The organism is Dolichospermum sp. UHCC 0260, from assembly GCF_009711985.1.
In the GTDB taxonomy this organism is placed as follows: Bacteria; Cyanobacteriota; Cyanobacteriia; order Cyanobacteriales; family Nostocaceae; genus Dolichospermum; species Dolichospermum lemmermannii.
Window position 1 is genome coordinate 1 of the sequence record NZ_VIKZ01000043.1, and the last position, 26,511, is coordinate 26,511.

A 26,511-nucleotide genomic window follows, 5' to 3' on the forward strand; every position below is an offset into this window, starting at 1 on the left:
CTCACAGAATAGCGCGATCGCCTCACCCTTAATATCAACCCAAAACCGCTAAAATAGTACCAAATCAGAAAAATGGCAAAATCTGGATATGACCACAGCTACACCCGTAAAAACTGAATACGAAGCGATTATTGGCTTAGAAACCCATTGTCAACTCAGTACCAACACCAAAATTTTCTCCAACAGTTCCACAGCTTTTGGTGCTGACCCCAATACTAACATTGACCCAATATGTATGGGTTTACCAGGAGTTTTACCTGTACTCAACGCCAAAGTTCTCGAATACGCCGTGAAAACTGGTTTGGCGCTAAATTGTCAAATCGCTCGGTATAGTAAATTTGACCGCAAACAATATTTTTATCCTGATTTACCCAAAAATTACCAAATTTCTCAATATGATTTACCCATAGCCGAACATGGTTGGATAGAAATTGAATTGGTAGATGATGAGGGAAATCCCAGCCGTAAACGCATTGGTATTACTCGCTTACACATGGAAGAGGACGCGGGGAAACTCGTCCACGCAGGTAGTGATAGGCTTTCCGGTTCTACCTATTCTCTCGTAGATTATAACCGAGCTGGTATTCCCTTGGTGGAAATTGTTTCTGAACCTGATTTGCGAACCGGACAAGAAGCGGCTGAATATGCCCAAGAACTGCGGCGGATTGTGCGGTATCTTGGTGTCAGTGATGGAAATATGCAAGAAGGATCTCTGCGTTGTGATGTGAATATTTCTGTCCGTCCGGTGGGACGAGAGCAATTTGGCACTAAGGTAGAAATCAAGAATATGAACTCCTTCAGTGCGATTCAAAAAGCGATTGATTATGAAATTGAACGCCAAATCGCAGCCATTGAATCAGGAGAAAAGATTGTTCAAGAAACCCGACTGTGGGAAGAAGGTTCACAACGCACCAGCAGTATGCGGATTAAAGAAGGTTCTAGTGATTATCGTTACTTCCCAGAACCAGATTTAGCCCCCATTGAAGTCACTCAAGCAGAATTAGATTCATGGTTAAGTGAATTACCCCAACTACCTGCGATAAAACGCCATCATTATGAAAATGACTTGGGACTTTCGGCTTATGATGCGCGGGTCTTAACTGAGGATAAACCAGTTGCAGACTATTTTGAAAGTGCAATATCTAAAGGTGCAAATCCCAAATCTGCGGCTAATTGGATTACTCAAGATATCGCTGGGTACTTGAATAAACAAAAACTCACCATCTCTGAAATTAAACTGACTGCTGTTAATCTAGCAGACGTGATTACTCGCATTGAAAATGGTAAAATCAGCAACGCTCAAGCTAAGGAAAAACTCACAGACTTATTAAATGGAGTTTCTCCAGAAACAGCTTTTGCTGGTCAAGAACTCATTTCAGATCGTACCATTCTCGAACCGATTATTGATGAAATCATGGCTGCTAACGCCCAACAAGTCGAAAAATACCGCAAAGGTAACACCAACCTCAAAGGCTTTTTCGTCGGACAAGTCCTGAAAAAAACCGATAAACGTGCAGAACCCAAACTCACCAATCAATTGTTAGAAGAGAAACTCAATGCCCCAATGTAGGGTGACACCCCTCACCCTGAAAATGGTATAGTGTGATAATAAGACGCAACTTGATTATCAGGAGAGCTAGTTTAAATTGGCTCTCTTTCTTTTTAGAGGGAACAGGGAACAGGGAACAACGGACAACGGACAACGGACAACTGACAACTGACAACTGACAAAAATAAAAAATAGGGGGTTTGACCCCTTGGTGCTAGAATTATATAATGTGCTAAGTAGATGCACCCTGATGATTTTAGAGAGCTATCCAAGTAGCTCTCTTTATTTGCCCTAACTTGGCGGTTTATTCTTCAATTAATTTATATAGGGTCTTAAAGAAAAAAGGAATATGATTTTCAACAATACAATCTTGTTTGGAATAAAATTTACCAATTTCTAAAGATAATTGTTCTCTAAATTTGGATTTTGAATGAGGCCAATTATCATCAGGTAAAATTTGCTTCCAATATTCTTTAGATTTAACCAGCATTAATACCGCATTTATTAACTTATTTTTATAATGTAAATCTTGATTATTTTCATACTCTTCTTGCCAAGAATATTGAAATTTATCTATTTCCATACCATCAAAACTAGAAAGGTGACTGATTCTCTTAATTACCCTTGACCAATGAATTTGTAAATCTGCATCATTAGTCATATCATTAACCATATCTAAATAAATATTTTGTGAATTAACAGTATTTTCTTTATATAGAGGAGAGATAATATATTGATTATCAAAAACTTCTTGAATATCAGGTTTTAAAAAATAAGCTTCTTTATGAATTAAACCAGTAATCCATATACGATGATGGTTTAGATGATTTTCATTTATTTTTGTTTCATCATAAATACTATAGAAAATATCATCAGTGTTATTGAAATTGTAATCTTCTTTTATTTCAGCAAGTTGAATATCTAAATCTACAATAGCAAAAAGTTTATCAGGAGTTAAAAATGATTGACTATTATCAGAATTATGTAAATCTAAAAGCCCAAAAAATGTATTTAAAACATCATTTCTATCTCCACAATTAAAAAAAACTGGTCTATATTGCTTCCACCATGTTGGCACACAAGCATTATAAAAATTAGCATCTGGCATTTGTTCCATTTGCTTATATAATTGAGGTGAGCGTCTACCTTCAACTTTTGGGGGAATAAGACCTTCACAGAGAATGACAATTTTATTTCTAATTCTGCTATCTTGAATAATCTTTAAACAATGTTCTTTTAGTTCTTGCTCATTAAAACTCATATTCTTGATTAGGTTGATTATTGAATTGTTCTTGCTTGTAATTTTGGGTCTAATTCCTTAACATGAGCAGGTGTAACTGCATTACATAATTCATAGGAGTGAGTTGCGAGAATATATTGATTAGTCGCACCCCATTCTTCTAAATCTCTAACTATTTGATATTGCCAATCTGGGTGAAATGATATTTCTAATTCATCCATTAATACAATAGCATCTTCTATTTTATTATGTTTCAGCCACGTATAAATACATAATCTTTTTAATTCCCCATGACTTAAATCTTCTGGGGATAACTCTGTATCATCTATATCTAGTGTAAAATTTACACCTGATAGATTCACATTAATATTTACTTTTTTGTTAACTAATATATTATGTAATTCTTCTAACAATTTTTTATAGCTATTACCATATTCACCGACTATAATGGCTTGCTTAAAATCATCATCTCTAGCATCTTTAAATGCTTCATTAATAGTATCTATGGCTAAAAAATCGTATGTAAATAATCCTGGTAGTTTGTCTTTTTGTTCCTTTAAATATCCATAATATTCATCTTGTAACCAATAATTATTATTTTGTTTAGTAAATAATTTTTTTCGCATATCCTGAGCAAGAAATAGAAAAATCTGAGAAATATGGGCAGAAAAAAATATTTTACTTGATAATTCTGATAAAAATTTAGAAGTTTCAGTAGTATCTATTGAATCAGTATAGCAAAGTAAAGAATTCTCTTGTCGGTTCTTTTTCACTACAAAGTCACATATATGAATATTTTTTTCTTTTTTCAAGAGTTCAACAAAAAAAAGAATATGGCCTTCTATTTGTTTTTCGTGAAAATAATTATAAATATTATCAGATGCTTCTGCTCTACTGTTCAGAATTTCATTTATTACTTCTTTAATCTTGTAAACTCTAGATTCGATAGTTTGAATTTTAGCATTGTGTAAATTATCAACGTATTTTCTAAAGTCTATATCCTTAATATATTTTTTAATCTTATTAATTTCTCTTTCTATCAAAAAACTATTACTTTCCACCTTATTTATATTAGCTATATCTAATAATTTCTGGAGATGTACATTTAGTAAATGAAGTTCTGACTGAAATTTCAGATTTTTTCTATGGTTGGAAACTAATTCTTGAGAGTTATTGATGTCATCAGATGTGAACAATAGATTCTCTAAGTAGTAATCATTACCAACAAAAAAATCTAATCTTACAGTTTTACTACCATCCCAAATATCAATAATAGCTAAAGTTCTTTTACCAGATTCATCATTAACATGAAAACCATCTAGTAAATTTTGAATAAACTCCACTCTATCAGGATTACCAGAACAGTGTAATAAAACAAAAATCAATTGTAATAATGTACTTTTACCCCCACCATTTTGACTACCAAGGGGGAAAATACGTGGAGTAAATTCCTTCTCAAAAGTAATATCTACATTTTTCAAAGCCCGAAAATCAGGTACTTGGATTCTTTGTATGTGCATAAATAAATATATTGATTGTTTTCACTTCACAAACATATTATACTTGATTACCGATATCAGATAATATCTCTTATCTTCTTCTTTCTCTGTGTCCTCTGTGCCTCTGTGGTTCGTTATTTCATGATTTTTGCGTAAGTCAAAAAAATAATTGGTGGGTTAAACAATCGCTAACCCACTCTACATCTTACTTTGCGCCTTTGCTCCTTAGCGTCTTTGCGCGAAACAAAATATTAACCCAAAACGAAATTCACCAACTTACCAGGAACAACAATCACCTTTTTGATTTCCTTCCCTTCCAGATAACGTTGTCCGGCTTCCGACTCCCGCGCATACTTCTCCAACTCCGCTTTATCAGATTGGGAAGGAACTTGAATAGCACCGCGAGTTTTACCCATAATTTGAATTACCAAAGTAATTTCATCAGCTATCAAAGCCGCAGGATCAAAACTTGGCCAAGTTTGGGTATGGACAGAATTTTTATTCCCCAACAATTGCCATAATTCATCACCAATATGGGGGGCAAAAGGCGCTAACATAATCACCAAAGTTTGCATCCCTTCCGCGTAAATTGGCGAATTATGACAATCAGCATCAGTCAAGGCATTGCTTAACTTCATCAATTCCGAAATTGCCGTATTGAATTGATATTCATCTACCACATCTTCCGTAATTGCTTGAATAGCAATATGAATGAAGCGACGTAAATCTTTTTCGGCTTTTGTCAGTTGTCCGTTGTCAGTTGTCCGTTGTTTTGGACTTGCAGCATAATCTGTTACCAACCGCCAAACGCGATTTAAAAAGCGGAATTGCCCCTCAACATCAGCCTCATCCCATTCTAAATCTTTTTCAGGAGGTGCTTTAAATAAAATGAACATTCGCGCCGTATCAATGCCATATTTATTAATAACATCTTCCGGTGCTACACCATTTCCTTTTGATTTAGACATGGTAGCATAGAGACGTTGTAAAGGTTCTCCAGTTTGCGGATCTACAGGATTATTAGCATCAACTAAATTTGAAGGAATCCATTTATCCTTACCACCTTTATTTGGGTTCATGTAAGTTAAACCCTGTACCATTCCCTGAGTTAACAGCTTTTGAAATGGTTCATCAAAGTTAAATAAACCTCTATCTCTCAATACTTTAGTGAAGAAACGCGAATACAATAAATGTAAAATTGCGTGTTCAATTCCCCCCACATATTGATCTACAGGCATCCAATCATTTACTTTACCAGAATCAAAAATCTTTTCTTCATTTTTGGCATCAGAATAACGTAAAAAATACCAAGAAGAATCAATAAAAGTATCCATAGTATCGGTTTCCCGTTTCGCAGGAGTACCGCAAGTTGGACAAGGCACATTTACCCAACTTTCCAATTGTGCTAAAGGTGAACCACCCCGGCCACTTAATTCAATATCTTCTGGTAATTGTACAGGTAAATCTTTTTCTGGTACGGGGACAATTCCACATTCAGGACAGTGAATAACAGGGATAGGTGCGCCCCAATAACGTTGTCGAGAAATCAACCAATCTCTGAGGCGATATTGTACTCTTAATTTACCGAAATTGTGTTTTTCGGCAAATTCAATAATGGCTTTTTTTGCATCTATAGAATTTATCCCATTAAAGTCACCAGAATTAACTAAAATTCCCGCTTCTGTATAGGCTGATTTTAAAGTTTCTTCCGCACCAATTTCCGGGACAATGACAACTTTAATCCCTAAATTCTGTTCTTTCGCAAATTTGAAATCCCGGACATCATGTGCCGGTACACCCATTACCGCACCTGTACCATATTCATAAAGTACATAATCTGCAATCCAAATCGGTACTTCTTCCCCGGTAAAGGGGTTAATAACTTGACCACCAGTGGGAATACCCCGTTTAGGTTTATCTTCCGCAGTCCGTTCTAACTCGCTTTGGTTGCTGACTTCCTTAATAAAGGCTGCTACTGCTGCTTTTTGGTCTGAAGTTGTCACCACTTGAGTTAAGGGGTGTTCTGGGGCTAATACGACGTAACTCACGCCATAAACGGTATCGGGACGGGTGGTATAAACGCCGATTTTTTCATCTAAGCCCACAATAGGAAATTCTAAATATGCACCGGTGGATTTTCCTATCCAGTTGGCTTGCATTAATTTAACTCGTTCTGGCCAACCTGTGAGTTTATCTAAGTCATTTAATAATTCTTCGGCGTAGTCGGTAATCTTGAAAAACCATTGACGCAATAATTTACGTTCTACTATTGCTCCACTACGCCAAGAACGTCCTTCGTTATCAACTTGTTCGTTTGCTAATACAGTTTGGTCAATAGGGTCCCAATTCACTGCGGCTTCTCTTTGGTAAGCTAAACCGGCTTGTAAAAATTGCAGAAAAATCCATTGCGTCCATTTGTAATAATCGGGGGAACAGGTAGCAAGTTCAGTTTCCCAATCTAAGGATAAACCCAGACGTTGTAATTGTTGCCGCATTTGGGCAATATTTTGATATGTCCATTTGGCAGGGGGTACACCTCTATCAATGGCGGCGTTTTCTGCGGGTAGTCCAAAGGCATCCCAACCCATTGGATGTAATACTCGATACCCTTGCATCCGTTTGAGGCGAGCAATTACGTCTGTAATTGTATAGTTACGGACGTGACCCATGTGCAAGCTACCGGAGGGGTAGGGGAACATGGAAAGCGCGTAGAATTTGGGCTTGTTTGTATCTTGAGGGGTTTTATCTAAGCCAAATTCTAACCATGTTTGTTGCCATTTTTCCTCTATTGCGGCTGGTTGGTATGACGGTTTTTGGGGGGACTCCACAATTAAAACTCCTAATGCTTTTATCTAGTTTCGCTATTGTGGCATAATCTAGATATATTTTTTTCTCACGCAAAGGCGCAAAGACGCAAAGGTAAGAGGGTAAATTGTCAGAATCAGGATATCCAAGATTAAAGGATAAACAGGATGAAAATCAGAGATTTTATCACCAATTAGCAATTACTTTAAAGATATCTTAGATGTTGCCAGATCCCCGACTTCTTTAAGAAGTCGGGGATCTATTCTATGCTATTATCTACTTGACTAAATCTAAAGTTTTCTGTACTATGGACGAAGCACTCATCAAGCATCCGAAAATCTAAAAAAATATTTTTTATCGCTCCACTCCGTTACGCTAGGGAAGGGAAAAATCAAGAGCGCAAAGTGTAAGAGGGGAAAAGTATAAAGGGCTACTGAAGAATTCTCCCAACAACGCAGACAACACGAAAACCAAAATCGTAGCCGTGGTCGTCGCGGTAGGCGTAGTAGCGACACGCGGAACGGCAGATTTGAGGATAGAAGATCCAAGACCCGCCCCGCAGCGTTGCGTAAGAATTGCTACCATCTGACCATGCACTACCGTCAGTAGGAGCATTTATATAATTTTCGTGCCACTCATCTTCGCACCATTCCCATACATTACCACACATATCGTATAAACCGCAAGGGTTTGCGGGAAATTTTCCTACTTCTGTGGTTTTTCCTCGATATTCTCCTTTTGCACCACCACCATAGGTGTAGTTACCATTATAATTTGCCAATTCTGTGGAAATTGTTTCCCCAAAATAAAATGGTGTGGTTGTTCCCCCGCGACAAGCATATTCCCATTCGGCTTCACTAGGTAAGCGATAGGTTTGATTTGTCTTGCGGGAGAGTCTGGCGCAAAATTCTTGAGTATGATTCCACGATACACGCTCAACTGGCAGATTATCACCTTTAAAGCTCGATGGATCAGATTCTAAATCAATCTTAATCTTGGGTAAAGCAGCTACAAGTCGCCATTGTTTTTGAGTGACTGGATATTTACCCATAAAGAACGAAGGAACGGTAACTTGATGTTGTGGACTTTTGGAAGAATTTCGGTCTTTCTCATTTTCTGGAGAACCCATAAGAAAAGTCCCTCCAGGAATATGTACCATTTCCAGTAATACACCATTTCCTAAGTCTTGGGTAAAATACTCGGCGCTTTTGGCAATACGTTTAATTTCCGGTGTTTTTACCAAACCAAGCATTGAGCTTTTTAAAGTTATCTGAGCAGTTTCAAACTGAAAAGTCTTTAACTGATAACCAGATTTATTTTTTTCTGCTTCTGCTTCTCGCTGGCGTTGCAATCTTTCTGCTTCTTGCTGCAATCTTAGTTGCTCGGCTGCTTCTGCCTCTCGTTGGCGTTGCAATCTTTCTGCTTCCTGCTGCAATCGTAATTGTGATAATGCTTTTGTTTGTTGCTGAAGTTGCAATGCTTCCTCTTCTTGCTGCTTTTGTATCTGAAGCTGTTTTTGATATTTTGCTTCTTTAACAGATGTAATTTCTAACTCAATTGATGCTACATCCTCATCTCTCAACCCTAAAACATCTTGTTGATAATCTTTAAGTATATTTAAAATATGTTCATCTAGAGGATATTTTTGCTCAACAGCTTTAGCAAAGGCTTGTTTGTAACTTTGCAAATTTGCTAACCGTCTACGAAAAGGTTCGAGAAATTCTGTTTCTATTTCTTCGGCTTTTGTATCTGTGATTCCCAGAATTTTCCGTTTTGGCTTTAAGACTAAAAAAGCCAATTCATTTAGTTCACCATTTGGAGCATATTGTTCAACCAATTTGCGATACTCTGCTTCTGGATTTTTGGGAGCATAGGCCAATAAAATATTGTATCCTTCCTTGTCCAGAATGATATCTGGTGTCATGTTAGGCTTCACCGCTTGGACTTTGGCTTTAGCGTAAGTGTGTAGTTCCTGGACATGAATATTGCCATCGTTATCTGTATCTGCTGCACCTGTCTCAATTCCCTCAACTAAATATTGAGTATAGAGGGAAAGTGTTGCCCCTTCTTGTGCAAAGGAAGTTTGAGTTGCACCAGAAGATGTCAGCACAACTCGTCCTTCTGCACCTAATTGCTTTTTGATATCTACTCCAATACTTTTTGTGTGCCAACCATTAGCAAAAGCACCACTATAACAAGCATCTAAAATTAAAACTTGTCGTTTGGAATAACAACTTTTTGATTGTGTTTGAATAAAATTTGCATCTACAGCAGTGGCTTCAAAGTTATCTTTTGCTGTGTTGCGAGTTGCTAAATAGAGATGATTATCATCATTAGTAATTCCATGTCCAGAAAAATAGAATAATAATAAATCTTCTTTACCTGCGTTCTTAAACAGCTTTTGAATTGCTATTCTCATAGCTACTGAATCAGGATTCAGCAGCCGTTCTACCTGTGCAAAATTTCCCAAGTTGGGATTTTGCAAAACTCGTTCCATAGCCTGGACATCATTGAGTGCAGATAATAGGGGTGGGATACCTGCACCATACTCACTGACTCCAATCAGTAGAGCCATTTTTTTAGCCATTGTCACCACCCATTGCGGCTAATAGGTCTTTTGCTATTTTTTCGCTTTCTAGCAGTTCTTGGCGGCTTTTGGCTTTGATACTGACTTCTTTATCACCGACTTTGACAGTCAGTTCTATGGGTTTGTCTCCCAAGCGATCGCCCAAAAAGGCTAAAAATGTTTTAATATTTTTCATACTGACTTGCGCTGTCAGCACTCCGATCAAAGTTGCAAACCCCTTGCTTCCTGCTTCTGAATTCAAATCTTCAGTAAGGTCTGCTTTGACTACTTCATCCTGTTTTCGCAATTCTGGCAGTAACTGACGTGCTATTTTTAGCCGTCTGTCATCATCTAATTCTGGGTCATTAACAGCAAAAGTAAATTGAATTGTGTAATCATCTGTCATATTCACCACCACACTCCGATTATTTCCCTAGTAATATAGCATACGGTAAAACTCTCCACTGTCTTGTCAAAAAAAGCCGAGAATTTTTTTGTTCCCTATTTTCTTACTACTCACATTCCGCACTTCATTTTCTAGTACAGACATAAGTGTAATAAGTAACAGAAATAGCTTAAATATAAAGTTGCGTAAATCCTGTTAATAAGGTATTGACAATAAATTCAGAAGAAAAAATGAGAAAATGAGTCTGAATGAAATCAAAATACCAAAAAATATAAATAACCAAAAAGAAGAATTTGAGTTTCTTCTTTGTGGATAATGACTTTTATTTTCATAGTTTGAATTTCAAGTTTTTCAGTAGGGGATGATTTTAAATCCTTATATCTTAATAATACGGTTGAGAGCCTGTGGTTGGTACTTTCGTAAAACCTATCTTGAAAAGCAATTGTTCTAGGTCAGGAAACTGAATATCTCTCATCATATTAATGTCAGTCATCTATCTTAGGGTTAATTTAAAATATCTAACTCAGGATTAATTAAATTACTTTTATTAAAGCATAATCTGTTTATAGCAGGTTAATTCCAACTATTTTATTTTGGAGATATAAGATTATGTTGCAAGCAAATTTGACGACTTCCCAGACAAAAAAAGATACTTCTTTAAACGCTTTTGATGAAAATTGTTTATCGGAATTAAGTTCGGAACAAGCTTCTAATATTGTTGGAGGATTTACACTTAAAAATAATACAGAAGCACCGAGGATTTTTTATAATTTTGGGGAGAAGTCACCCCTACAACAACAAACCTTAAAACCGGGAGAAAGCGGCACTTATCCGGGAGAGTTTCTTTTGTATAATTCTTCAGCAGCAACTTCCGGAATTAGCCCCGCAGTATTCAAAGCAGATCCTTCCGGTACATTCAGTTTAAATCAATCAGGAACTAAGATAATTCCTACTGATCTTAGCTCTTCTAATGGAGGTGGGAATGGTGGAAATGGAGATTGCTAAAAAAGCAATGAAAAGCTAAGAGTCGGTAAATAGATTTTAAATAAAAAGCCTCTATAATTCCATAGAGGTTTTATTTATAGTTATGGAAATTGCCAATTATTTACACCACTTCACAAGCATGAACTAAAGGTAATAAAGGGCCAATTTGTTCCTGTCCATTGACAGCCAAATCACTGTGACACAAATACAATTTATCAGACACCCGCGCCAGCAAATCAGCGACAATTCTTTGTAATCTTTCTTCTTCGGCTAATTCTTCATCTGCTGCTGTCCAAGGTTGTCCTAACCTATCCTGTAAAAATAAAGTAGCACCAAATAAAGTCGCCGCACCACCTTTAGCCCATAGCGGTGAACCAATATCTAACCAAAAATGCCAACGGTGATTTTTGCGACTCGCTCGGTATTGAAATATAGTTGCTAAAGTTACAGCCTTTCTACTGCTACCAATGGGACGGATAGGATAGGGATTTGCGGTAATTGTCCCCCGTCGCAGCAGTTGAATAAATATGGCTATCGCCACGCTATCGCTATCAATAATGGTAATGCTGAGAGTTTCTGGTGTATGCAGCGAAAGAAATAGAGGATCAGTTTGTTTTAAGCGGGTGTCTATTTCCCAATAATGTTGGGCTGTTTCTAATAATTCTCTTAATGCTGCTAATTCTTGATATGAAGGGTTCTTATCATTACACACAAAGTCTTGAATAGCTTGGTACAAGAAAAAAATAGGCGTGAGGAGAAGGCGCTGGTGATATTGCTCCCGTTGTTCTCCAATCCATTGTAATATTTCTTCATAGGACTGAGTGGCAATATAGCCAATTCTATCCCAACGTTCAAAGGTTTTCACGAGTAATAAATTGGGTGTGTCGGGGTGGGGAACAAAACAAGCATCGGCGATTAACCCAGCCCGCACTGGATCTATTTTAGAATGATGGAATTCTTTTTCCTCTCCATTTTGAGTTTGATATTGACTCAAAACCACCAACATTTCCGCCACCGCATCCCTATCTACTAACCGTCCTAAACCGGGGTAAACTAGAGCCATGAGGGTAAGTAATGCTCTGACTACCGAGGAACTGATTAAAGGGCGTTGTTCGTTGAGAGATGCAACTTCGATATTTTGTTTGGTTAATATTTCTACCAGGCTATAACGAGCGATCGCATCTAACCCCGGTGCAATAATCGCTACCTCCGCCGCCGCTATTTCCCCGGATTTAACCCCATCAATAATCATCTCGGCTGTTTGGCGTAATAGCTGGGCGCGGGAAGTGGTTTGAATCGGCTGGACAAAACTGGGTAAACGTAACATTGTCATCGGCTGTGTTACCAATTCTACCATTTGACTGGTGAGAGAATAACCCAAACTATTCTTAGGTGGGTTAGTTAAATTTTCTACTTGACAACGGGCAGATAATCTGGATAGATATTCAGGATCTCCACCTAAACCCCAGCGTACCTTCCCATGAGAATTGTAGCTAAACGCGCCCACAGCCCCAGCATCTAATAAAAATTCAAATAAGTTGCCAGCGATCGCCGGATAATCATCTACATCATCTGCTATGATGCCCTGATAGCGTTGTTTTAGATGTTCCTGATAGCTACTATTAGTTAATAATTTTTGGTGATACAGTTCAGTAATTAGCGCATAAGTCAATAACCCCCGTTCTAAACACCAATTCCGCCAATTTAGTAGTAAAGAACCCAAAAACTGTGGTTCTAAATTGATAGAACTATCTTCTAAACCACTGTGCAATATTTTAGGAATGTCTTCACAGGGTACACCGCTATAAGCTGCTAATTGCCATAAATCCAGGATACGTCTGACCAAACGATTTTCATTCATCCCTACACGCCGCAAAACCTCTGAATCTAACTGACAACTCCAGAGTTTTGTCGCCAATTCTTGTTCCGTTTCTGGGCGTAATCTGACAGGAAATTGAGCTTTAATTGACAACGAATCAATTAGTAACGGCCAAAATAAAATCACCTCATCTTGGAAAAAACCCAAAGCTGTTTTAACGCGAATAGGATATTTTCCTAATGTTAAAGTGGTAACTCTATCAGCTAATTCCCTGCGGTTATCATCATTAGCAGCTAACAATAAAATACCTAGTTCTTTTTGGTGTAAATTCACCTTTGAATCTATAGGTTGAGGTTGGGAATTGTGAATATTTTTATTATAAAATAAATCAGGTACTTGACTATCAATTTGCAACCAAGCACTAAACTGGTTTACCAAGCGAGTAGTTTTACCACTACGACTAGTACCAAAAATCCAAAGGGAATCAGAAATCATTCTTTTTGCGTTAACTTAAGTTTAAGAATTTAGTAAATAATGCCAAATAATTGTCTCGATGAAAATACCGTGTTTAGCCAAAAAATATACCCCTTTTTACTAGCTGCTTACAGATGGTATCTACTGACACCAGAACGTTCTTTAGATACAGCTTATCAAGCGGCTATACAAATTAAGGAAATTGAAGATAAACACTTCAATGGTAACAAAATAGACTCCGAATTTACCATGCACAGCACCAGCGTCATGGATTATTTTCAAGGAGATTTGCAAAAGTTATTAAAAACTGTCCAAATGCGGCTGACGGAATTCAAAGCCAGTCGGTGGTTTGCGAATGAATCTAAACAAAAAGCTGCTATCAAAGTGGGGATAGAATATTCTAGCCCAGCATCAATTTTACAGAAACTAGAATTCATTGATAAAATTACATCTAAATACACTAATAATGATATAGATGCAAATTATAAAAATGTCAATTCTCAACCTGTTGAATCTTCCACAGATTTAGTTAATTCTCCACAATTTATCCCTAAAACATCAAATAAATCCCCCAAAAATATAACGAAAGGAAAAACTAATACTACAGGTATTTTACCCCGCTCAATTTTAAGCACAATTACGCGGCTACAAGTAGAATTAGATCCAGAATCTGAACAAAATGTAGTTAAAAATTTTCGTAAAGCCCAACAAAGAAGTATTATCTCAATTCGGTTTATACTGCTACTTATTATCGTTCCTCTTCTGACTCATCAATTATCCAAAGCTTTAATTGTTGGTCCATTGGTAGAACATTTCCGAAATGAGAAAACAGTAGAAGTTTTCCTAAATGGAGAAATGGAAGAAGAAGGATTATTAGCATTACAAAGGTTTGAAGAAAGAATCAAATTTGAAGCCTTAATTAGTAATGCACCTGCGCTTGGGGCTGAAGAATTAGAAACAAAAATGAAGGAGAAAGCAGAGGAAGTAAAAAAGGAATTTCGCAAAGAAAGTGATAATGCCATTAAAAATGTATTTGCTGATATTTTCGCAGTAATTACTTTCACTATCTTATTACTTGTTAGCAGATCTGATATCGCTGTATTAAAAGATTTCTTTGATAATGTAGTCTATGGTTTAAGCGATAGTGCTAAAGCATTTATTATCATTTTATTTACCGATGTTTTTGTCGGCTTTCACTCTCCTCACGGTTGGGAAGTTCTCTTAGAAGGAATATCACGACATTGGGGATTACCAGCCAATCGAGATTTTATTTTCTTATTTATTGCCACATTTCCCGTAATTTTAGATACGATATTTAAATATTGGATTTTCCGCTACTTGAATCGGATTTCACCTTCTGCCGTTGCTACCTACCATAACATGAATGAATAACCAGCATTTTGCTAACATTACTATTAGCTTACCTGTATTTATGGCCAGTTTGATTGTGGGCATACAACCACTCCCCAATCAAGAACTTAGTCCCCCAGAATGTCGGTTAGGAAAATGGAATTTACCAGCGTTAGTAAATCCAATAAAAAAGAAATTACCTGTACTTATTCCGAGAGTCCCAGTTACCTGTTGTCAAGAGGATATTTCTTGTTTAGATCAGGCAATTTATGATGAGAAAAATAACGAAATTGCTAATAAAAAAGCATTATTACAATCTATAGATTACAGTCTCCAATATTTGCAAACGCCAAGGGCAATTAAAGCTTATCAAAAATCAGAAATTACCAGAGAAAGAGTTTATAATAGTTTGCAAAGATTTCGGCAATTATTGATTTCCACAAAATCGCCTCAAGCACTCCAAGCAGCTATCGAAAAAGAGTTTGTTTTTTATCAATCTGTAGGCAGAGATAATAAAGGAACAGTTTTATTTACCGCTTATTATGAACCTTTGTATTTAGCCAGTCGTCAACCAACAAAAGAGTTTCGCTATCCCGCCTATCGTTCTCCTGCTGACTTAGAATCTTGGGCTAAACCCCATCCTAGTAGATCAGAATTAGAAGGTGTAGATGGTTTACAAGGTAGCAAAGGAAAATTAAAAGGACTGGAGTTATTTTGGTTTAAAGATCGTCTTGAACCTTATATGATTCAAATTCAAGGTTCAGCCAAACTCAAATTAACAGATGGAACTCAGACAACTATCGGTTATGCAGGTAATACAGCCTATAATTATCGAAGTTTAGGCAGATCATTAGTTGATGATGGTAAATTTCCCTTAGAAGGGTTAAATATGCCCATTATCCTCGACTATTTCCGCAAACATCCCCAGGATTTAAATATTTATATTCCGCGCGATCAAAGTTTTGTATTTTTTCAGGAAACCCACGGAAAACCAGCCCAAGGTTCTATTAGTGTACCACTAACTCCAGAACGTTCTATTGCTACAGATAAATCTCTCATGCCTGCCGGTGCTTTAGCATTAATTCGCGCTCCTTTTCCTTATATTAATAAGAGTAATAAAATCGAAAATCGGCTAGTGAGTCGTTACGTTTTAGATCAAGATACAGGTGGTGCAATTAAGGGCGCAGGGAGGGTAGATTACTTTTTAGGAACTGGTGAATCTGCGGGGGAACGGGCTGGGGTAACAGTCAGTAATGGACAATTATTTTATCTGTTGCTAAAACCGTAGTCTCCAGGGCAATTTTTTAACGGTCAATTATTTATACTAGTATATTTTGCCAGAATAGCTCTTGATATTTAACTAAATTTATCAAATATATACTTAGGAGATTCCTTTTTTCATCTTTGCTACTTATGTATCAAATAAACTTCCTTTTTTTCGCTTGTGAGAAATCCGGGTTTTGGGGGATGTGAGGGGCGATAGCGAAGCGCGACCTAGTAATCACAAATATCTCATAAAAACTTTTGCGGTTATAATTATTAGTAATACAGTAAGTTATATTTGCTGCTATGAATAACGCATTACAATACATCTGTGATTCAGAAGGGCAAACAGTTTCCGTAGTTGTTCCCATTGCCCTTTGGCAAGAAATAATTGCTGAGAGAGAAACTGCTTATCTACTGAGTAGTCCAGCTATGAAAGCAAGATTACTTACAGCTAGAAAACGTCAAGATGGAATTTCTTTAGAAGCAGCCTGTGAAAAACTTGGGATGTGGGAGTGCTATTAACTGTTACTATAAACTATCAACAGTCACAAACTCATACCCTTCTTGTAATAATCGAGGAATCAAAATATTAATAGTTTCTGCCACATCTTTACCACCAAAATAGCCATCATGTAACACAATTAATGAACCGTTTTTAACTTGTTTTATGACTCGATTTACCACAACATTGACACCAGGATGTACCCAATCTTCAGGAACTACACTCCACATGACTGGACGATAATTCCACTGTTGAAATAAATGCAATGTTTGAGGTGTAAAAAACCCGTTGGGAGGACGCACATCTCGTACTTTTTCCGGTGATAAATTACAAGCATTGTAAATAGCAATTTGGGTTTTTTCTAAACTCTGTTTTAACTGAGTTGGGGAAAGCAGGGGAAAATAATCATGTTCATAACCATGTAATCCGATCCAGTGTCCTTGTTCACTGACTGTTTTTGCAATGTCTGGAAACCGATTCACACAATTTCCTAACCAGAAAAAACTAGCGGTAATGTTGTAACGCTTTAAAACCGATAATACCTGGGGTGTATATTGGGGATGAGGTCCATCATCAAAGGTGAGGGCGATAGTTTTGCTGTTGGAGTTTCCACACCATAGACAATGGGGAAAAGTGGGTTGGAGAAGCCGATAAACAAGGGGAAATAGAGGTGCAAATTCCATTGTTAAAAGAATGCAGAATTTAGAATTTAGAATTTAGAATTACGTTTTGCAACGGGGATTTTACCCCGACGCAAAACCCGCTGCTTGTAGAAGCAGGGGACTTTAACCCCCAAAGGTAAGTTAAAAATAAATTTGTACGTAAGAATTCAGGTTATTTAATAAATAGTTGGGTAAGATCCCCGACTTCTTCGCATTAATTATAATTTCTTAACACAATCAAGGAAGAAGTCGGGGATATGAAAGTTTTGAAAGTTTAGATAGAATTTACATTGTCAGCAAAGCGAATTTTCAGATAATCATCTTCCATTTTTGCTCCTGCTGGTTGCAGTGCTGCCAAAGCTTGAGGTAATACCAAATTACGGCGATGATTGCCAATAGTAATGTTTAATTCATCTCCCGTTTTTTTCAGTTGAATTTGGCTTTTAGGAATATTGGGTAGATACAGTTCCAAACTGTATTGGTTATTATCTTTTACCACTCTGATTGTGGTTTCTTTATAATAAATCTGAGTTGGATCTTCATCTTTGTACAGAGTTTCTTTCAACCTTTCCAAAGCTGCTAAACCACACAGTTCTTCAGAGTAGAGAGGGACTTCTTTGACTGGGAGAGGGAGAAAATTGTCGTGAATTTCTTGACGGTATTGTTCTTGATTTTCCTTCCACCGTTGGAAAAATGGATCTGTAACTTCTTGAGGAATAATCCGGTTAGCAATAACTAAATCTGTGGCTACATTATACAAACTTAGATAAGCGTGAGCGCGAAGAGATTCCTTAATTACCATTTTTTCGGGATTGGTAACTAGACGGACTGAGGTTTGAGTATTATCAGTTAAAACTTTTTCCAAAGCTTCAATTTGCTCGTAAAACTCATAAGGTGCGTCCATTACCTCTTTATTTGGTAAAGAAAAACCAGCAATGGGTTTAAAAATAGGTTCTACAAATGGTCTTAGGGCTACGGAAATATTTTGGAACGGTTTATAAAAACGACGCATATACCAACCGCCAACTTCAGGCAAACTTAACAGCCGTAATGCTGTACCAGTCGGGGCAGAATCAATAATTAAAACGTCAAATTCCCCTTCATCATAATGACGTTTCATTCTCACCAAGCCGAAAATTTCATCCATGCCTGGTAAAATTGCTAACTCTTCCGCTTGTATCCCGTCTAAACCACTGGCTTGTAAAACTTGGGTAATATAGCGTTTGACAGCCCCCCAATTACCTTCTAATTCTCGCAGTGCATCCAATTCTGCACCCCATAAATTAGGACGAATAAGGCGGGCATCATGGCCTAATTCAACGTCAAAGCTATCAGCAAGGGAATGGGCTGGGTCCGTACTTAAAACCAATGTCCGATAGCCGAGTTCTGCACAACGGAGTCCAGTGGCTGCGGCAACGGAGGTTTTACCCACGCCACCTTTCCCTGTCATTAAAATTACTCGCATCAATGATTCCTTACTGCCTGAATTTTGTTTACACTTATTTACATTATGATTGGTTTTTCACAGAAATGAAATGCTGCTTAATGACATCCAAACGGGAACAGTGCCAATAATCAATATGGGAAACGATTAAACCGTCAGCATTTAGACGTAATTCACTCCAACCAGAAACAGAAATGTGAGGTTTCCAAGGTAAAGGAGAATTCCAACTCATAGTCCATTCAGTTTTAATATTTTCTTGCTGAGATTGGATAGTATGTAAATCTAGTTTGAGATTGGAGAAAAAAGTTTGAATGAATTTAATCATCCATTTGTAAAGTTCAATTCCCCGAAACTTGAAAACAGCATCTTGAAAATAAACATCATCGGCATAAATGCTGTAAGTTTGATTTACCGGAAATCTAGCATAATCGGCTTTAAGAGTTTCAACAATATCCATAAATTGATGTTTTGCTGGTGGTAATAAATTTATTGCGGAAGTTAAGCAGTTTTAGGAATTGATCCGGACGTTTATTACTACTTTACAAAATTACCTATGATAGATTGTAGCTTTACTCTTGCACAATCTCTTTCTTCTACAGGTAAACAGGATAAAGCAAATTCAAAATCATCTAGTTTCTCCGTTAAGGCATTGACCAATTCTTTTTGACCTTCTGCAATACTAAGTTCAGATTTTTCTAGATCAATTTCTATAGACCCTAAAATTAAACTATTCTGGTTATATTCTTCTATGTCAAAGTCATTTTCTCCTTCAGGGCTAATCATTTTTGATTTAGTGATGTCGAGAATATCTTCATTCGTAAACTCTAAATCAGCTTGGGCTTCTCTTAATAACTGGACGGCTGCTTTAATTTTTTTGTATGCTACTTGTTCCATGATTTTTTTCTTCTCCAAAAGCAAAGATAATTCTTTTTGAGAATCTAACAATGCTTGTTGTTGCTCTTCAATTTTAGCTACTTGGTTTTTGATTTGAGTTTGGATTTCTGCAAGTGTCATTCCCCGGATTCCTTAGAGTCTGCTTTAATAATTTTTACGATGTTGTTATTTGTAATTGGTAAATATCTCCCCTATTTCCCGATTACCTTCATTACATTTCCACCCAAAGACGTTCTAATTGTCGTTGCCAAGCTGCTAAAACTTGTTCTCTTCCTTGGGGATTTTGGTCAATATCTCCTAATAATCCTTCCGCATAAAAACGATCTAGATTTTGCATAGTGGCTTCGAGAGATTGTCCCTGTTGTTTAGCTGCTTTAATAATTTCGCGAATCCGAGCTTCCACCAAATTATTAAAAACATCATTAACACCGACTTGATATAATGAAATCAGGCGAGCGATGGCATTAGCAAAATCTGCATTACTTAAAGTGCCACTATTATGCTGAAATACCCCCCATACTACCCCATCATATACAGCATACCGTGCTTCTTGGGTATCATCAAAATTAGCTTCTAGAAACTGGGTGAGAAATGCTGCGTCCTCTTGTAAAGGCATAATTGGCAGCAATACTCGCAACCAAGAATTATCATCTGAAAGCAGCACCAATAACCGAAAATCAGGAGTTTCTACCTGCCAAGAACCAGGGGCAATAGATTTTACAACTTCAGCACTAAATAACTCTGTTAACGTACCTGCTATTTCTTCCGGTGTCATAAAACTTCGCGGGATGTGGGAAACTCAGTCACAAAGCGTGCTGAGAGGGAAACGGCACGAGCGGTTTTAACCGCAGTCAGTCTTTGCTTAACCATTACCGCCTTGGAGTTGTTCGATTCGGTGTGCTTTTGTATTGCACTTTCAATGGGACAATTACCATTTCAAATTTCACAACCCTGTACGCATAATGTTTTGCTCAATAGAGCCTCCCATTTCTGGGGTGATGTTAGCTTCGACCTGTTATAAGAGCTTGTTAGACTGCAACACTGTTCCAGTGACCTTAGAACTGTTTAATCACAAGCGACAGAGCGGGGAACTAGCTATGCCTGACGGCACGCTGGCGCGAACGCATTCCGAGGTGTCGTGACTCAAATAACGGCTACCCTTCGACTACCCTTCGACATCGCTCAGGGCAAGTCGCTCAGGGTGGTCTGGTCAGTACAGCTTGTTTGATTTCTCTTACAAGCTCAATCCCTTTAGGGTTGAGTTACTGACAATAATATTTGAACTTTACCGTCTAGAGTAACGCTTATTGGATAATTAAAACTTCAAATTTCCAAAAATTTCTTCCTTTGCGCCTTTGCTCCTTAGCGTCTGGGCGCGAAACCCTCTTTAACTTACCTTTGGGGGTTAAAGTCCCCTGCTTCTACAAGCAGCGGGTTTTGCGTCGGGGTAAAATCCCCGTTGCAAAACGTAATTCTAAATTCTAAATTCTAAATTCTGCATTCATTTAACTTTTCATCCCCTTAAACCGTTCTTTTGCCCCTGTAAAAGCCTCTTGCATGACTGCTTGAATTTTTTGAGGATCGGGTTTTTTCCCACCCATTAAATCGCCAAAATACACACAAGCAGCTTCACCTAAAGCCCATGTATAAGCCCCTGCCCACGATGCCGCAATAACGCTGCCAAAACCAGGGATAAATTTAATTAATTCCCGTGCTACCGCTTGGGCGACAAAACCACCGGCAATGGTACTGACAATACCCCCAGATTGAGATGGTGTGATAGTCTGTCCATATAATTTACCCAACAATCCCACCATGGACACCTGCAAGGCAGTTAAAACGGGCATAGTCGCAAAAGGTAAAGGCACAGCGGACAGAGTTGCCGCCATGATAGAAAATGGCAAAATATAACGTCTGCCAGCGTTTCGATAAATATTACCTAATTTTTCGCCAGCTTGTTGATCTAATAATTGATAAATTGCCTTTGATTCTGCTTCTGGGAGGAGTTGGGCTAAATTATCTCGCAGTCTTTCTAAACCGTAAAATACAGGATTATAACCATCTTCTTCTAAAGTGAAATCAATTAAAACCGCACTATTATATAAACCTGAAAAATTTTCTTTAATGGCGATAAATGCCCGCTGCAATTCTAGAAAATCTGGGGGATAATCAGGATGATTGGCAACTTCTGACGGATAAACTTCATGTAAGCAGGTTACTACTAATAAACAGGGAATATCTGGATATTGCTGTCGTAATTTTTCAGCAATTTGCCGCAAAGTATCAGTTGCAAAATCATGAATTTTGACAGTGATAATCAAAACTCTAGCTTTATTTGTTTCCTGTTGTAAATCGCCGATTAATTCCTGAATAATAGCTTCAGTATCTTGACTGACATCTCCTAAACCTACCGTATCTGTAAAAATCAGCAATGGTAAATCATTAGCAGGATATGCGTAACGTTGGGTATTTTGGGTATGAGGACGAAAACCCTGGCCGATAATTTCCGCAGATACCCCAGTTAAACCCCTGACAATCGAACTTTTACCCGCTTGGGGTTTTCCTAATAGCAAAGCTTCCGTAGTTGGTAATTCAGCCCGAATGGTTTCGAGAATTTCCGCAACTTGAGTATCACTCACACTAAACCATTGTCCTACAGTTTGTGTAACTTGTTCTATTGGTAAAAATTGGGTTAATTTATCGGTAGCTTGATTAAACACCCCAGTTATCTTTTTTTTCCAGGAGTTATTATCTTGTTCAGTCATAAATTTCACTCCCTACAATTTGATAGAGAATATTTTTAGGAACTATATATATCATACTATTTTACCGACAAAGAACTGATATCGAACCACAGAGGCACAGAGAACACAGAGGTAGAGAAGGAAGAGATTTTAATATCTTATTTTAGGATTGCTAAATATCTCTTCCCATTTCTAATATCTCTCTTCCGACTGATTCTATGACAGGATTGATTGATAGACGATTACCTTTTTTCACTACTAATAATTCATCATCACTAAACTTTAATTTGAGTGTTGATAGTGAAAGTGGATTACTAAAAACTTCCACAAATTCCACTTTCACAGTTTGCCAACGGGGAGATTCAAGAGTTGATTTGCTATCATAATATTTACTATTTATATCAAATTGTGTCGGGTCAGCAATACCTGTTTTCACAACTCGCATTAAGCCAAAAATCCCCGGAGGTTCAGCATTAGAATGATAGAAAAATGCTAAATCTCCTATGTGCATTTGTCTGAGAAAATTCCGGGCTTGATAATTACGCACACCGTCCCAAATTGTTTCTCGTTGTTGTTCTAAGTCAGTAATACTATAAACTGCTGGTTCTGACTTCATTAACCAATAATTAATTGCATTCATCTAATAATTAATTCAATATGATCTTTCCTCTGTGTTCTCTGTGCCTCTGTGGTTCGATAAAATACTACCACAGAGGCAAAAAGATCACCGACTAACTAGCTGCTAAATGACCCCAAGCAATGTAAGGTAATTTTGCTGCTGTTGCTTTTACCTGTTGGGCATTTGCTACCAACTGTCCGCAAGCGTCCCAAGTTCCCGCAATAAAAGCGCTTCTTGTCCCTTCACTCATGACAACTGAGGCAGTAAAATTACCAATTTTTACTTGCAATTTTTCCAAATCTATGGTAAGGACTTCTTGAGGATTAGCGATAACTAATTCTTGCAACTGTTTAACTACTTCAAATTCAGCAGTTACGCATGGTATCCCCATTGCCACGCAGTTACCAAAAAAGATTTCCGCGAAGCTTTCACCAATCAGGGCTTTAATTCCCCATTTAGCCAAGGCTTGGGGCGCGTGTTCTCGTGATGAACCACAGCCAAAGTTGCGGTTAGCTATGAGGATTTTCGCGCCTTGGTAATGGATTTGGTCAAATGGGTGTTCACCATTTAAGGCTTTTCTATCGTCCACAAATACGCCTGCTCCTAAGTCGTCAAAGGTGATGGCTTTTAAGTAGCGGGCGGGGATAATTCGGTCCGTGTCTATGTCGTTACCAATGAGGGGAACGGCGTTACCGGATATTTGTTTGACTTCACTTACCATAATATTAATGAACCACGAAGGCACGAAGGACACGAAGGAAGAAGAAAAGAAGGGGTTTTTGTAGTACAGGCTTCTAGCCTGTATTGGGCGGGCAAGACTTGTACTGAGCTTGTCGAAGTATGCCCACCCCACAAGATTTTTATAACAACTCGCGCACGTCGCCAATTTCGCCTTTTATGGCTGCTGTGGCTACCATAGCCGGACTCATGAGTAAGGTGCGACCGGATGATGATCCTTGTCTGCCTTTAAAGTTGCGGTTGGAGGAGGAGGCGCTGATTTGTCTGCCTTGGAGTTTGTCGGGGTTCATGGCTAAACACATGGAACAACCTGGTTCTCTCCATTCAAAGCCAGCTTGAACAAAGATTTTATCTAGTCCTTCGGCTTCGGCTTCTTTTTTGACTCGTTCTGAACCGGGAACTACAAAGGCTTTTACACCTTTGGCAACTTGGCGACCTTGGGCGATTTTGGCGGCTTCTCTGAGGTCGCTTATGCGTCCGTTGGTGCAGCTGCCAATGAAGCAGATATCAATTTTTGTTCCTTGAATGGGTTGACCTGGATATAAATCCATGTAGCGATATGCTTCTTCGGCGATAAAGCGGTCTTCTTCTGGGAGTTCTGCGGCTGTCGGGACTTTTTCATCTACGCCAATTCCTTGACCTGGTGTAATTCCCCATGTGACTGTGGGGGGAATATCTTCGGCATTAAATACTACGACATCATCATATTCGGCATCAGCATGACTACTGAGAGATTCCCACCAATAAACAGCTTTTTCCCAGTCTGCACCTTTGGGGGCAAAGTCTCTATTTTTTAGATAATCGTAAGTAATTTTATCGGGGTTGACGTATCCGCATCTTGCCCCACCTTCTATGGCCATGTTACAAACGGTCATCCGTTCTTCCATGTTCATCTGCTCAAAAGTAGTGCCGGCAAATTCGTAAGCGTAGCCTACACCACCTTTTACGCCCAGGATTCGGATAATATGCAATATTACGTCTTTGGCGTAAACTCCGGGTTTTAATCTGCCGTTAACGGCGATTTTGCGGACTTTTAATTTTGATAATGATAGGGTTTGGGAGGCGAGAACGTCTCTAACTTGGCTTGTACCGATACCAAAGGCGATCGCTCCAAATGCACCATGACTTGATGTGTGGCTATCTCCACAAGCGATGGTCATTCCCGGTTGGGTCAGTCCCAATTCCGGGGCAATGACGTGAACTATACCTTGATTCCCTGAACCAATATTGTAAAAAGTTATATCATTTTCTTGACAATTCTTTTCTAATGCCTGAATCATTTCTTCGGCCATGCTATCCACAAAGGGACGGGCTTGGTTTTCTGTGGGAACAATATGATCAACTGTGGCTATAGTCTGTTCTGGAAATAATACTTTTAAATCCCTTTCTTTGAGCATCGCAAAGGCTTGGGGACTTGTAACTTCATGAATAAGATGTAGTCCAATAAATAGTTGCGTTAATCCTGATGGCATTGTACCAACGGTGTGTAAGTCCCAAACTTTGTCAAATAGTGTACCCTTGCTCATACGTCAATCTATGTTAAAGGAGTCGGATTTTTGATTGTATCAGAAAAATGTCACATTAGAGAATCTAGTTGATCATGATCTGATAGTGTTTCTTTGGGCAAAGTCTTGTCAAAATTAAACCCCCCACAAAAAGCAGAGGGCATAATCAAAGCTTAAACCTTAGGTTTAAAAGTCGAAGCAACGTGCAACTCTTTCAATTGTTTTGCGTCTACACTTGCAGGAGCATCTGTTAACAAACAACGAGCTTGTTGAGTCTTAGGAAAAGCAATCACATCACGAATTGATTCTTCTCCAGATAACAACATTACCAACTGATCTACACCGTAAGCAATATCACCTTGACACTCTCAGGGAGCCAAGCCACTGAGATTCTACTGACAGAATTAGATTAAAGGTTTAGCCTAATCTAATCTCGCTGCGACCGTCAAACGCCGCCTAGACGCTCAATACAACCACCAATCAAGGTGTCGAAATTGCGCTTACTTTTATTGTTTTCAGTGTTTTTGTGAGTCCATCACTAAGCCAAGATGCGGTACGCTCCACAACCTGCCATTACTTGCTATTTCTTGTCAACACTGCCGCTAGGACTTGAACCTAACCGTTGTTTCATAGGAGCCGGGATTTCTCCGTACTAGGATGTTTCAACACGTAGATGTTTATTGTTCTTACTCACGATTTCATTCTAGCATACCACAGGGATTAAAATCCCTCGTGCGATGCACTGAGCCTGTCGAAGTGTCGCTTCCCTCTGTTGGGAGCCAAGCCACGCTCGTTTCCCACTTACCGCGAGGTCTTATGAAAAGGAGTTCGATATTTAAAACTTTCGGGCTAGGTTGGTTAAATGTCAAGGCTTTCCCATCATCTAGCATTAACATTAATTGTAGTAGTTTTAGTGCCTAGTTAAATAGTTGTTTTTAAGCACCTATAAATCTCAACTAAACAGATACACTCTCTTTAAATATATTTTGTACGGCAGTAGTGCTGAAAAACTTAAAGTTTTGTTAAAAGTACCTCATATACTGAATATTGACTTGAGTTCGTGTTATCATAACGGTGTTTCCACTAAGTAGGTCAACAGGAAAATTTAAAGGTATGTAACGGTATGTAAAGTTGTCTCAATGCGATATTCTGATTGTGTTTCAGCCATTTTACAAAACGCAATACACCTCATTTTTATTTTGTTCACCTACTTAGACTGGAATAAAAATACTTATAATTCCGAGCAAAAAAGTTCAAAAAACCACGAGAAAAGCAAATGATAATTAACGGTACGATAAATGATGATGGGATCGTAGGTACTGCAAGCAATGATACCATCTTAGGAGGCAATGGCAATGATACCGTAGAGGGTGGTGCAGGAGATGACTCCATTCTAGGTGGTGCAGGAAATGATGCACTCTTTGGTGGTAGTAATGGGGTTCAAA

Annotated in this window: 21 protein-coding genes and 1 pseudogene; 6 read left to right on the plus strand and 16 right to left on the minus strand. The window is 38.1% G+C overall.

From position 1 onward, the window contains the following. Positions 1-88: 88 nt before the first annotated feature. Positions 89-1,570, plus strand: a complete 1,482-nt coding sequence (gene gatB / locus FJR08_RS16440) for an Asp-tRNA(Asn)/Glu-tRNA(Gln) amidotransferase subunit GatB (protein WP_168633900.1) — start codon at positions 89-91, stop codon at positions 1,568-1,570. 283 nt (positions 1,571-1,853) lie between these two features. Here gatB and FJR08_RS16445 read toward each other — a convergent pair whose 3' ends face one another. From FJR08_RS16445 to FJR08_RS16465, 5 genes are all read right to left on the minus strand, one after another. Further along, entirely contained in the window at positions 1,854-2,810 is a 957-nt protein-coding gene (locus FJR08_RS16445; protein WP_168633901.1) for a hypothetical protein, read from the minus strand. A gap of 17 nt (positions 2,811-2,827) precedes the next feature. After that, positions 2,828-4,309: an AAA family ATPase gene (locus tag FJR08_RS16450; RefSeq protein WP_168633902.1), complete on the minus strand. Its 1,482-nt coding sequence runs from the start codon at positions 4,307-4,309 to the stop codon at positions 2,828-2,830. Between the two features lie 230 nt (positions 4,310-4,539). Then, on the minus strand, positions 4,540-7,116 hold the full coding sequence (gene leuS / locus FJR08_RS16455; protein ID WP_168633903.1) for a leucine--tRNA ligase: 2,577 nt from the start codon (positions 7,114-7,116) through the stop codon (positions 4,540-4,542). A 407-nt stretch (positions 7,117-7,523) separates the two neighbouring features. Next, the gene (locus FJR08_RS16460) at positions 7,524-9,680 is read right to left on the minus strand and encodes an SUMF1/EgtB/PvdO family nonheme iron enzyme (RefSeq protein WP_168633904.1); all 2,157 of its coding nucleotides are present in this window, start codon (positions 9,678-9,680) and stop codon (positions 7,524-7,526) included. Continuing rightward, positions 9,673-10,065 carry a hypothetical protein gene (locus FJR08_RS16465; RefSeq protein WP_168633905.1) on the minus strand — a complete coding sequence of 131 codons (393 nt, stop codon included), beginning with the start codon at positions 10,063-10,065 and terminating at the stop codon, positions 9,673-9,675. The genes FJR08_RS16460 and FJR08_RS16465 overlap by 8 nt, the downstream gene beginning before the upstream one ends. Before the next feature lie 609 nt (positions 10,066-10,674). Here FJR08_RS16465 and FJR08_RS16470 point away from each other — a divergent pair. Further along, on the plus strand, positions 10,675-11,070 hold the full coding sequence (locus tag FJR08_RS16470; RefSeq protein ID WP_168633906.1) for a hypothetical protein: 396 nt from the start codon (positions 10,675-10,677) through the stop codon (positions 11,068-11,070). 100 nt (positions 11,071-11,170) lie between these two features. Here FJR08_RS16470 and FJR08_RS16475 read toward each other — a convergent pair whose 3' ends face one another. Continuing rightward, positions 11,171-13,363, minus strand: a complete 2,193-nt coding sequence (locus FJR08_RS16475) for a recombinase family protein (RefSeq protein WP_168633907.1) — start codon at positions 13,361-13,363, stop codon at positions 11,171-11,173. 39 nt (positions 13,364-13,402) lie between these two features. On the opposite strand from FJR08_RS16475, the gene FJR08_RS16480 reads away from it, so the two are divergent. The 3 genes from FJR08_RS16480 to FJR08_RS16490 all read left to right on the plus strand — a co-directional run bounded on the left by FJR08_RS16480 (position 13,403) and on the right by FJR08_RS16490 (position 16,480). Next, positions 13,403-14,734: a proton extrusion protein PcxA gene (locus FJR08_RS16480; protein WP_168633908.1), complete on the plus strand. Its 1,332-nt coding sequence runs from the start codon at positions 13,403-13,405 to the stop codon at positions 14,732-14,734. After that, on the plus strand, positions 14,727-15,980 hold the full coding sequence (locus FJR08_RS16485; protein ID WP_168633909.1) for a murein transglycosylase A: 1,254 nt from the start codon (positions 14,727-14,729) through the stop codon (positions 15,978-15,980). Before FJR08_RS16480 ends, FJR08_RS16485 begins: the two co-directional genes overlap by 8 nt. Positions 15,981-16,261: 281 nt before the next feature. Continuing rightward, positions 16,262-16,480 carry a prevent-host-death protein gene (locus tag FJR08_RS16490; protein WP_168633910.1) on the plus strand — a complete coding sequence of 73 codons (219 nt, stop codon included), beginning with the start codon at positions 16,262-16,264 and terminating at the stop codon, positions 16,478-16,480. A 6-nt stretch (positions 16,481-16,486) separates the two neighbouring features. Here FJR08_RS16490 and FJR08_RS16495 read toward each other — a convergent pair whose 3' ends face one another. From FJR08_RS16495 to FJR08_RS16540, 10 genes and pseudogenes are all read right to left on the minus strand, one after another. Then, on the minus strand, positions 16,487-17,143 hold the full coding sequence (locus FJR08_RS16495; RefSeq protein ID WP_168633911.1) for a polysaccharide deacetylase family protein: 657 nt from the start codon (positions 17,141-17,143) through the stop codon (positions 16,487-16,489). 253 nt (positions 17,144-17,396) lie between these two features. Next, complete coding sequence (locus FJR08_RS16500) at positions 17,397-18,587, minus strand: TRC40/GET3/ArsA family transport-energizing ATPase (RefSeq protein ID WP_148764960.1); 1,191 nt, start codon at positions 18,585-18,587, stop codon at positions 17,397-17,399. Between the two features lie 43 nt (positions 18,588-18,630). Continuing rightward, the gene (locus tag FJR08_RS16505; protein ID WP_015080010.1) at positions 18,631-19,023 is read right to left on the minus strand and encodes a DUF2358 domain-containing protein; all 393 of its coding nucleotides are present in this window, start codon (positions 19,021-19,023) and stop codon (positions 18,631-18,633) included. A gap of 77 nt (positions 19,024-19,100) precedes the next feature. Further along, on the minus strand, positions 19,101-19,580 hold the full coding sequence (locus FJR08_RS16510) for a hypothetical protein (protein ID WP_015080011.1): 480 nt from the start codon (positions 19,578-19,580) through the stop codon (positions 19,101-19,103). Between the two features lie 91 nt (positions 19,581-19,671). After that, positions 19,672-20,235, minus strand: a complete 564-nt coding sequence (locus FJR08_RS16515; RefSeq protein WP_168633912.1) for a hypothetical protein — start codon at positions 20,233-20,235, stop codon at positions 19,672-19,674. Positions 20,236-20,965: 730 nt separating this feature from the next. Continuing rightward, a complete protein-coding gene (locus FJR08_RS16520) occupies positions 20,966-22,225 on the minus strand; it encodes a YcjF family protein (RefSeq protein ID WP_168633913.1) in 1,260 nt (419 codons plus the stop codon). Positions 22,226-22,376: 151 nt separating this feature from the next. Then, entirely contained in the window at positions 22,377-22,844 is a 468-nt protein-coding gene (locus tag FJR08_RS16525) for an EVE domain-containing protein (protein WP_015080014.1), read from the minus strand. Between the two features lie 91 nt (positions 22,845-22,935). Next, positions 22,936-23,544, minus strand: coding sequence for a 3-isopropylmalate dehydratase small subunit (leuD, locus tag FJR08_RS16530; protein ID WP_015080015.1), 609 nt, complete (start codon positions 23,542-23,544; stop codon positions 22,936-22,938). A 139-nt stretch (positions 23,545-23,683) separates the two neighbouring features. Continuing rightward, entirely contained in the window at positions 23,684-25,087 is a 1,404-nt protein-coding gene (leuC, locus tag FJR08_RS16535) for a 3-isopropylmalate dehydratase large subunit (RefSeq protein WP_168633914.1), read from the minus strand. 152 nt (positions 25,088-25,239) lie between these two features. After that, a pseudogene (locus FJR08_RS16540) lies at positions 25,240-25,425 on the minus strand (amino acid--tRNA ligase-related protein); the annotation flags it as partial. 917 nt (positions 25,426-26,342) lie between these two features. On the opposite strand from FJR08_RS16540, the gene FJR08_RS24285 reads away from it, so the two are divergent. Further along, on the plus strand, positions 26,343-26,511 hold a 169-nt coding region (locus FJR08_RS24285), incomplete at its 3' end, for a calcium-binding protein (protein WP_371415561.1).

Excerpts from the sequence above, each read along its gene's own strand:
- FJR08_RS16480 (WP_168633908.1), top strand. The coding sequence starts at position 13,403 with ATGCCAAATAATTGTCTCGATGAAAATACCGTGTTTAGCCAAAAAATA.
- FJR08_RS16460 (WP_168633904.1), bottom strand. The coding sequence starts at position 9,680 with ATGGCTAAAAAAATGGCTCTACTGATTGGAGTCAGTGAGTATGGTGCA.
- leuD (WP_015080015.1), bottom strand. The coding sequence starts at position 23,544 with ATGGTAAGTGAAGTCAAACAAATATCCGGTAACGCCGTTCCCCTCATT.
- FJR08_RS16465 (WP_168633905.1), bottom strand. The coding sequence starts at position 10,065 with ATGACAGATGATTACACAATTCAATTTACTTTTGCTGTTAATGACCCA.
- FJR08_RS16490 (WP_168633910.1), top strand. The coding sequence starts at position 16,262 with ATGAATAACGCATTACAATACATCTGTGATTCAGAAGGGCAAACAGTT.
- FJR08_RS16505 (WP_015080010.1), bottom strand. The coding sequence starts at position 19,023 with ATGGATATTGTTGAAACTCTTAAAGCCGATTATGCTAGATTTCCGGTA.
- FJR08_RS16445 (WP_168633901.1), bottom strand. The coding sequence starts at position 2,810 with ATGAGTTTTAATGAGCAAGAACTAAAAGAACATTGTTTAAAGATTATT.
- FJR08_RS16520 (WP_168633913.1), bottom strand. The coding sequence starts at position 22,225 with ATGACTGAACAAGATAATAACTCCTGGAAAAAAAAGATAACTGGGGTG.
- FJR08_RS16470 (WP_168633906.1), top strand. The coding sequence starts at position 10,675 with ATGTTGCAAGCAAATTTGACGACTTCCCAGACAAAAAAAGATACTTCT.
- FJR08_RS16485 (WP_168633909.1), top strand. The coding sequence starts at position 14,727 with ATGAATAACCAGCATTTTGCTAACATTACTATTAGCTTACCTGTATTT.
- FJR08_RS16510 (WP_015080011.1), bottom strand. The coding sequence starts at position 19,580 with ATGACACTTGCAGAAATCCAAACTCAAATCAAAAACCAAGTAGCTAAA.
- FJR08_RS16495 (WP_168633911.1), bottom strand. The coding sequence starts at position 17,143 with ATGGAATTTGCACCTCTATTTCCCCTTGTTTATCGGCTTCTCCAACCC.
- FJR08_RS16500 (WP_148764960.1), bottom strand. The coding sequence starts at position 18,587 with ATGCGAGTAATTTTAATGACAGGGAAAGGTGGCGTGGGTAAAACCTCC.
- leuC (WP_168633914.1), bottom strand. The coding sequence starts at position 25,087 with ATGAGCAAGGGTACACTATTTGACAAAGTTTGGGACTTACACACCGTT.
- FJR08_RS16515 (WP_168633912.1), bottom strand. The coding sequence starts at position 20,235 with ATGACACCGGAAGAAATAGCAGGTACGTTAACAGAGTTATTTAGTGCT.
- gatB (WP_168633900.1), top strand. The coding sequence starts at position 89 with ATGACCACAGCTACACCCGTAAAAACTGAATACGAAGCGATTATTGGC.
- FJR08_RS16525 (WP_015080014.1), bottom strand. The coding sequence starts at position 22,844 with ATGAATGCAATTAATTATTGGTTAATGAAGTCAGAACCAGCAGTTTAT.
- FJR08_RS16475 (WP_168633907.1), bottom strand. The coding sequence starts at position 13,363 with ATGATTTCTGATTCCCTTTGGATTTTTGGTACTAGTCGTAGTGGTAAA.
- FJR08_RS16450 (WP_168633902.1), bottom strand. The coding sequence starts at position 4,309 with ATGCACATACAAAGAATCCAAGTACCTGATTTTCGGGCTTTGAAAAAT.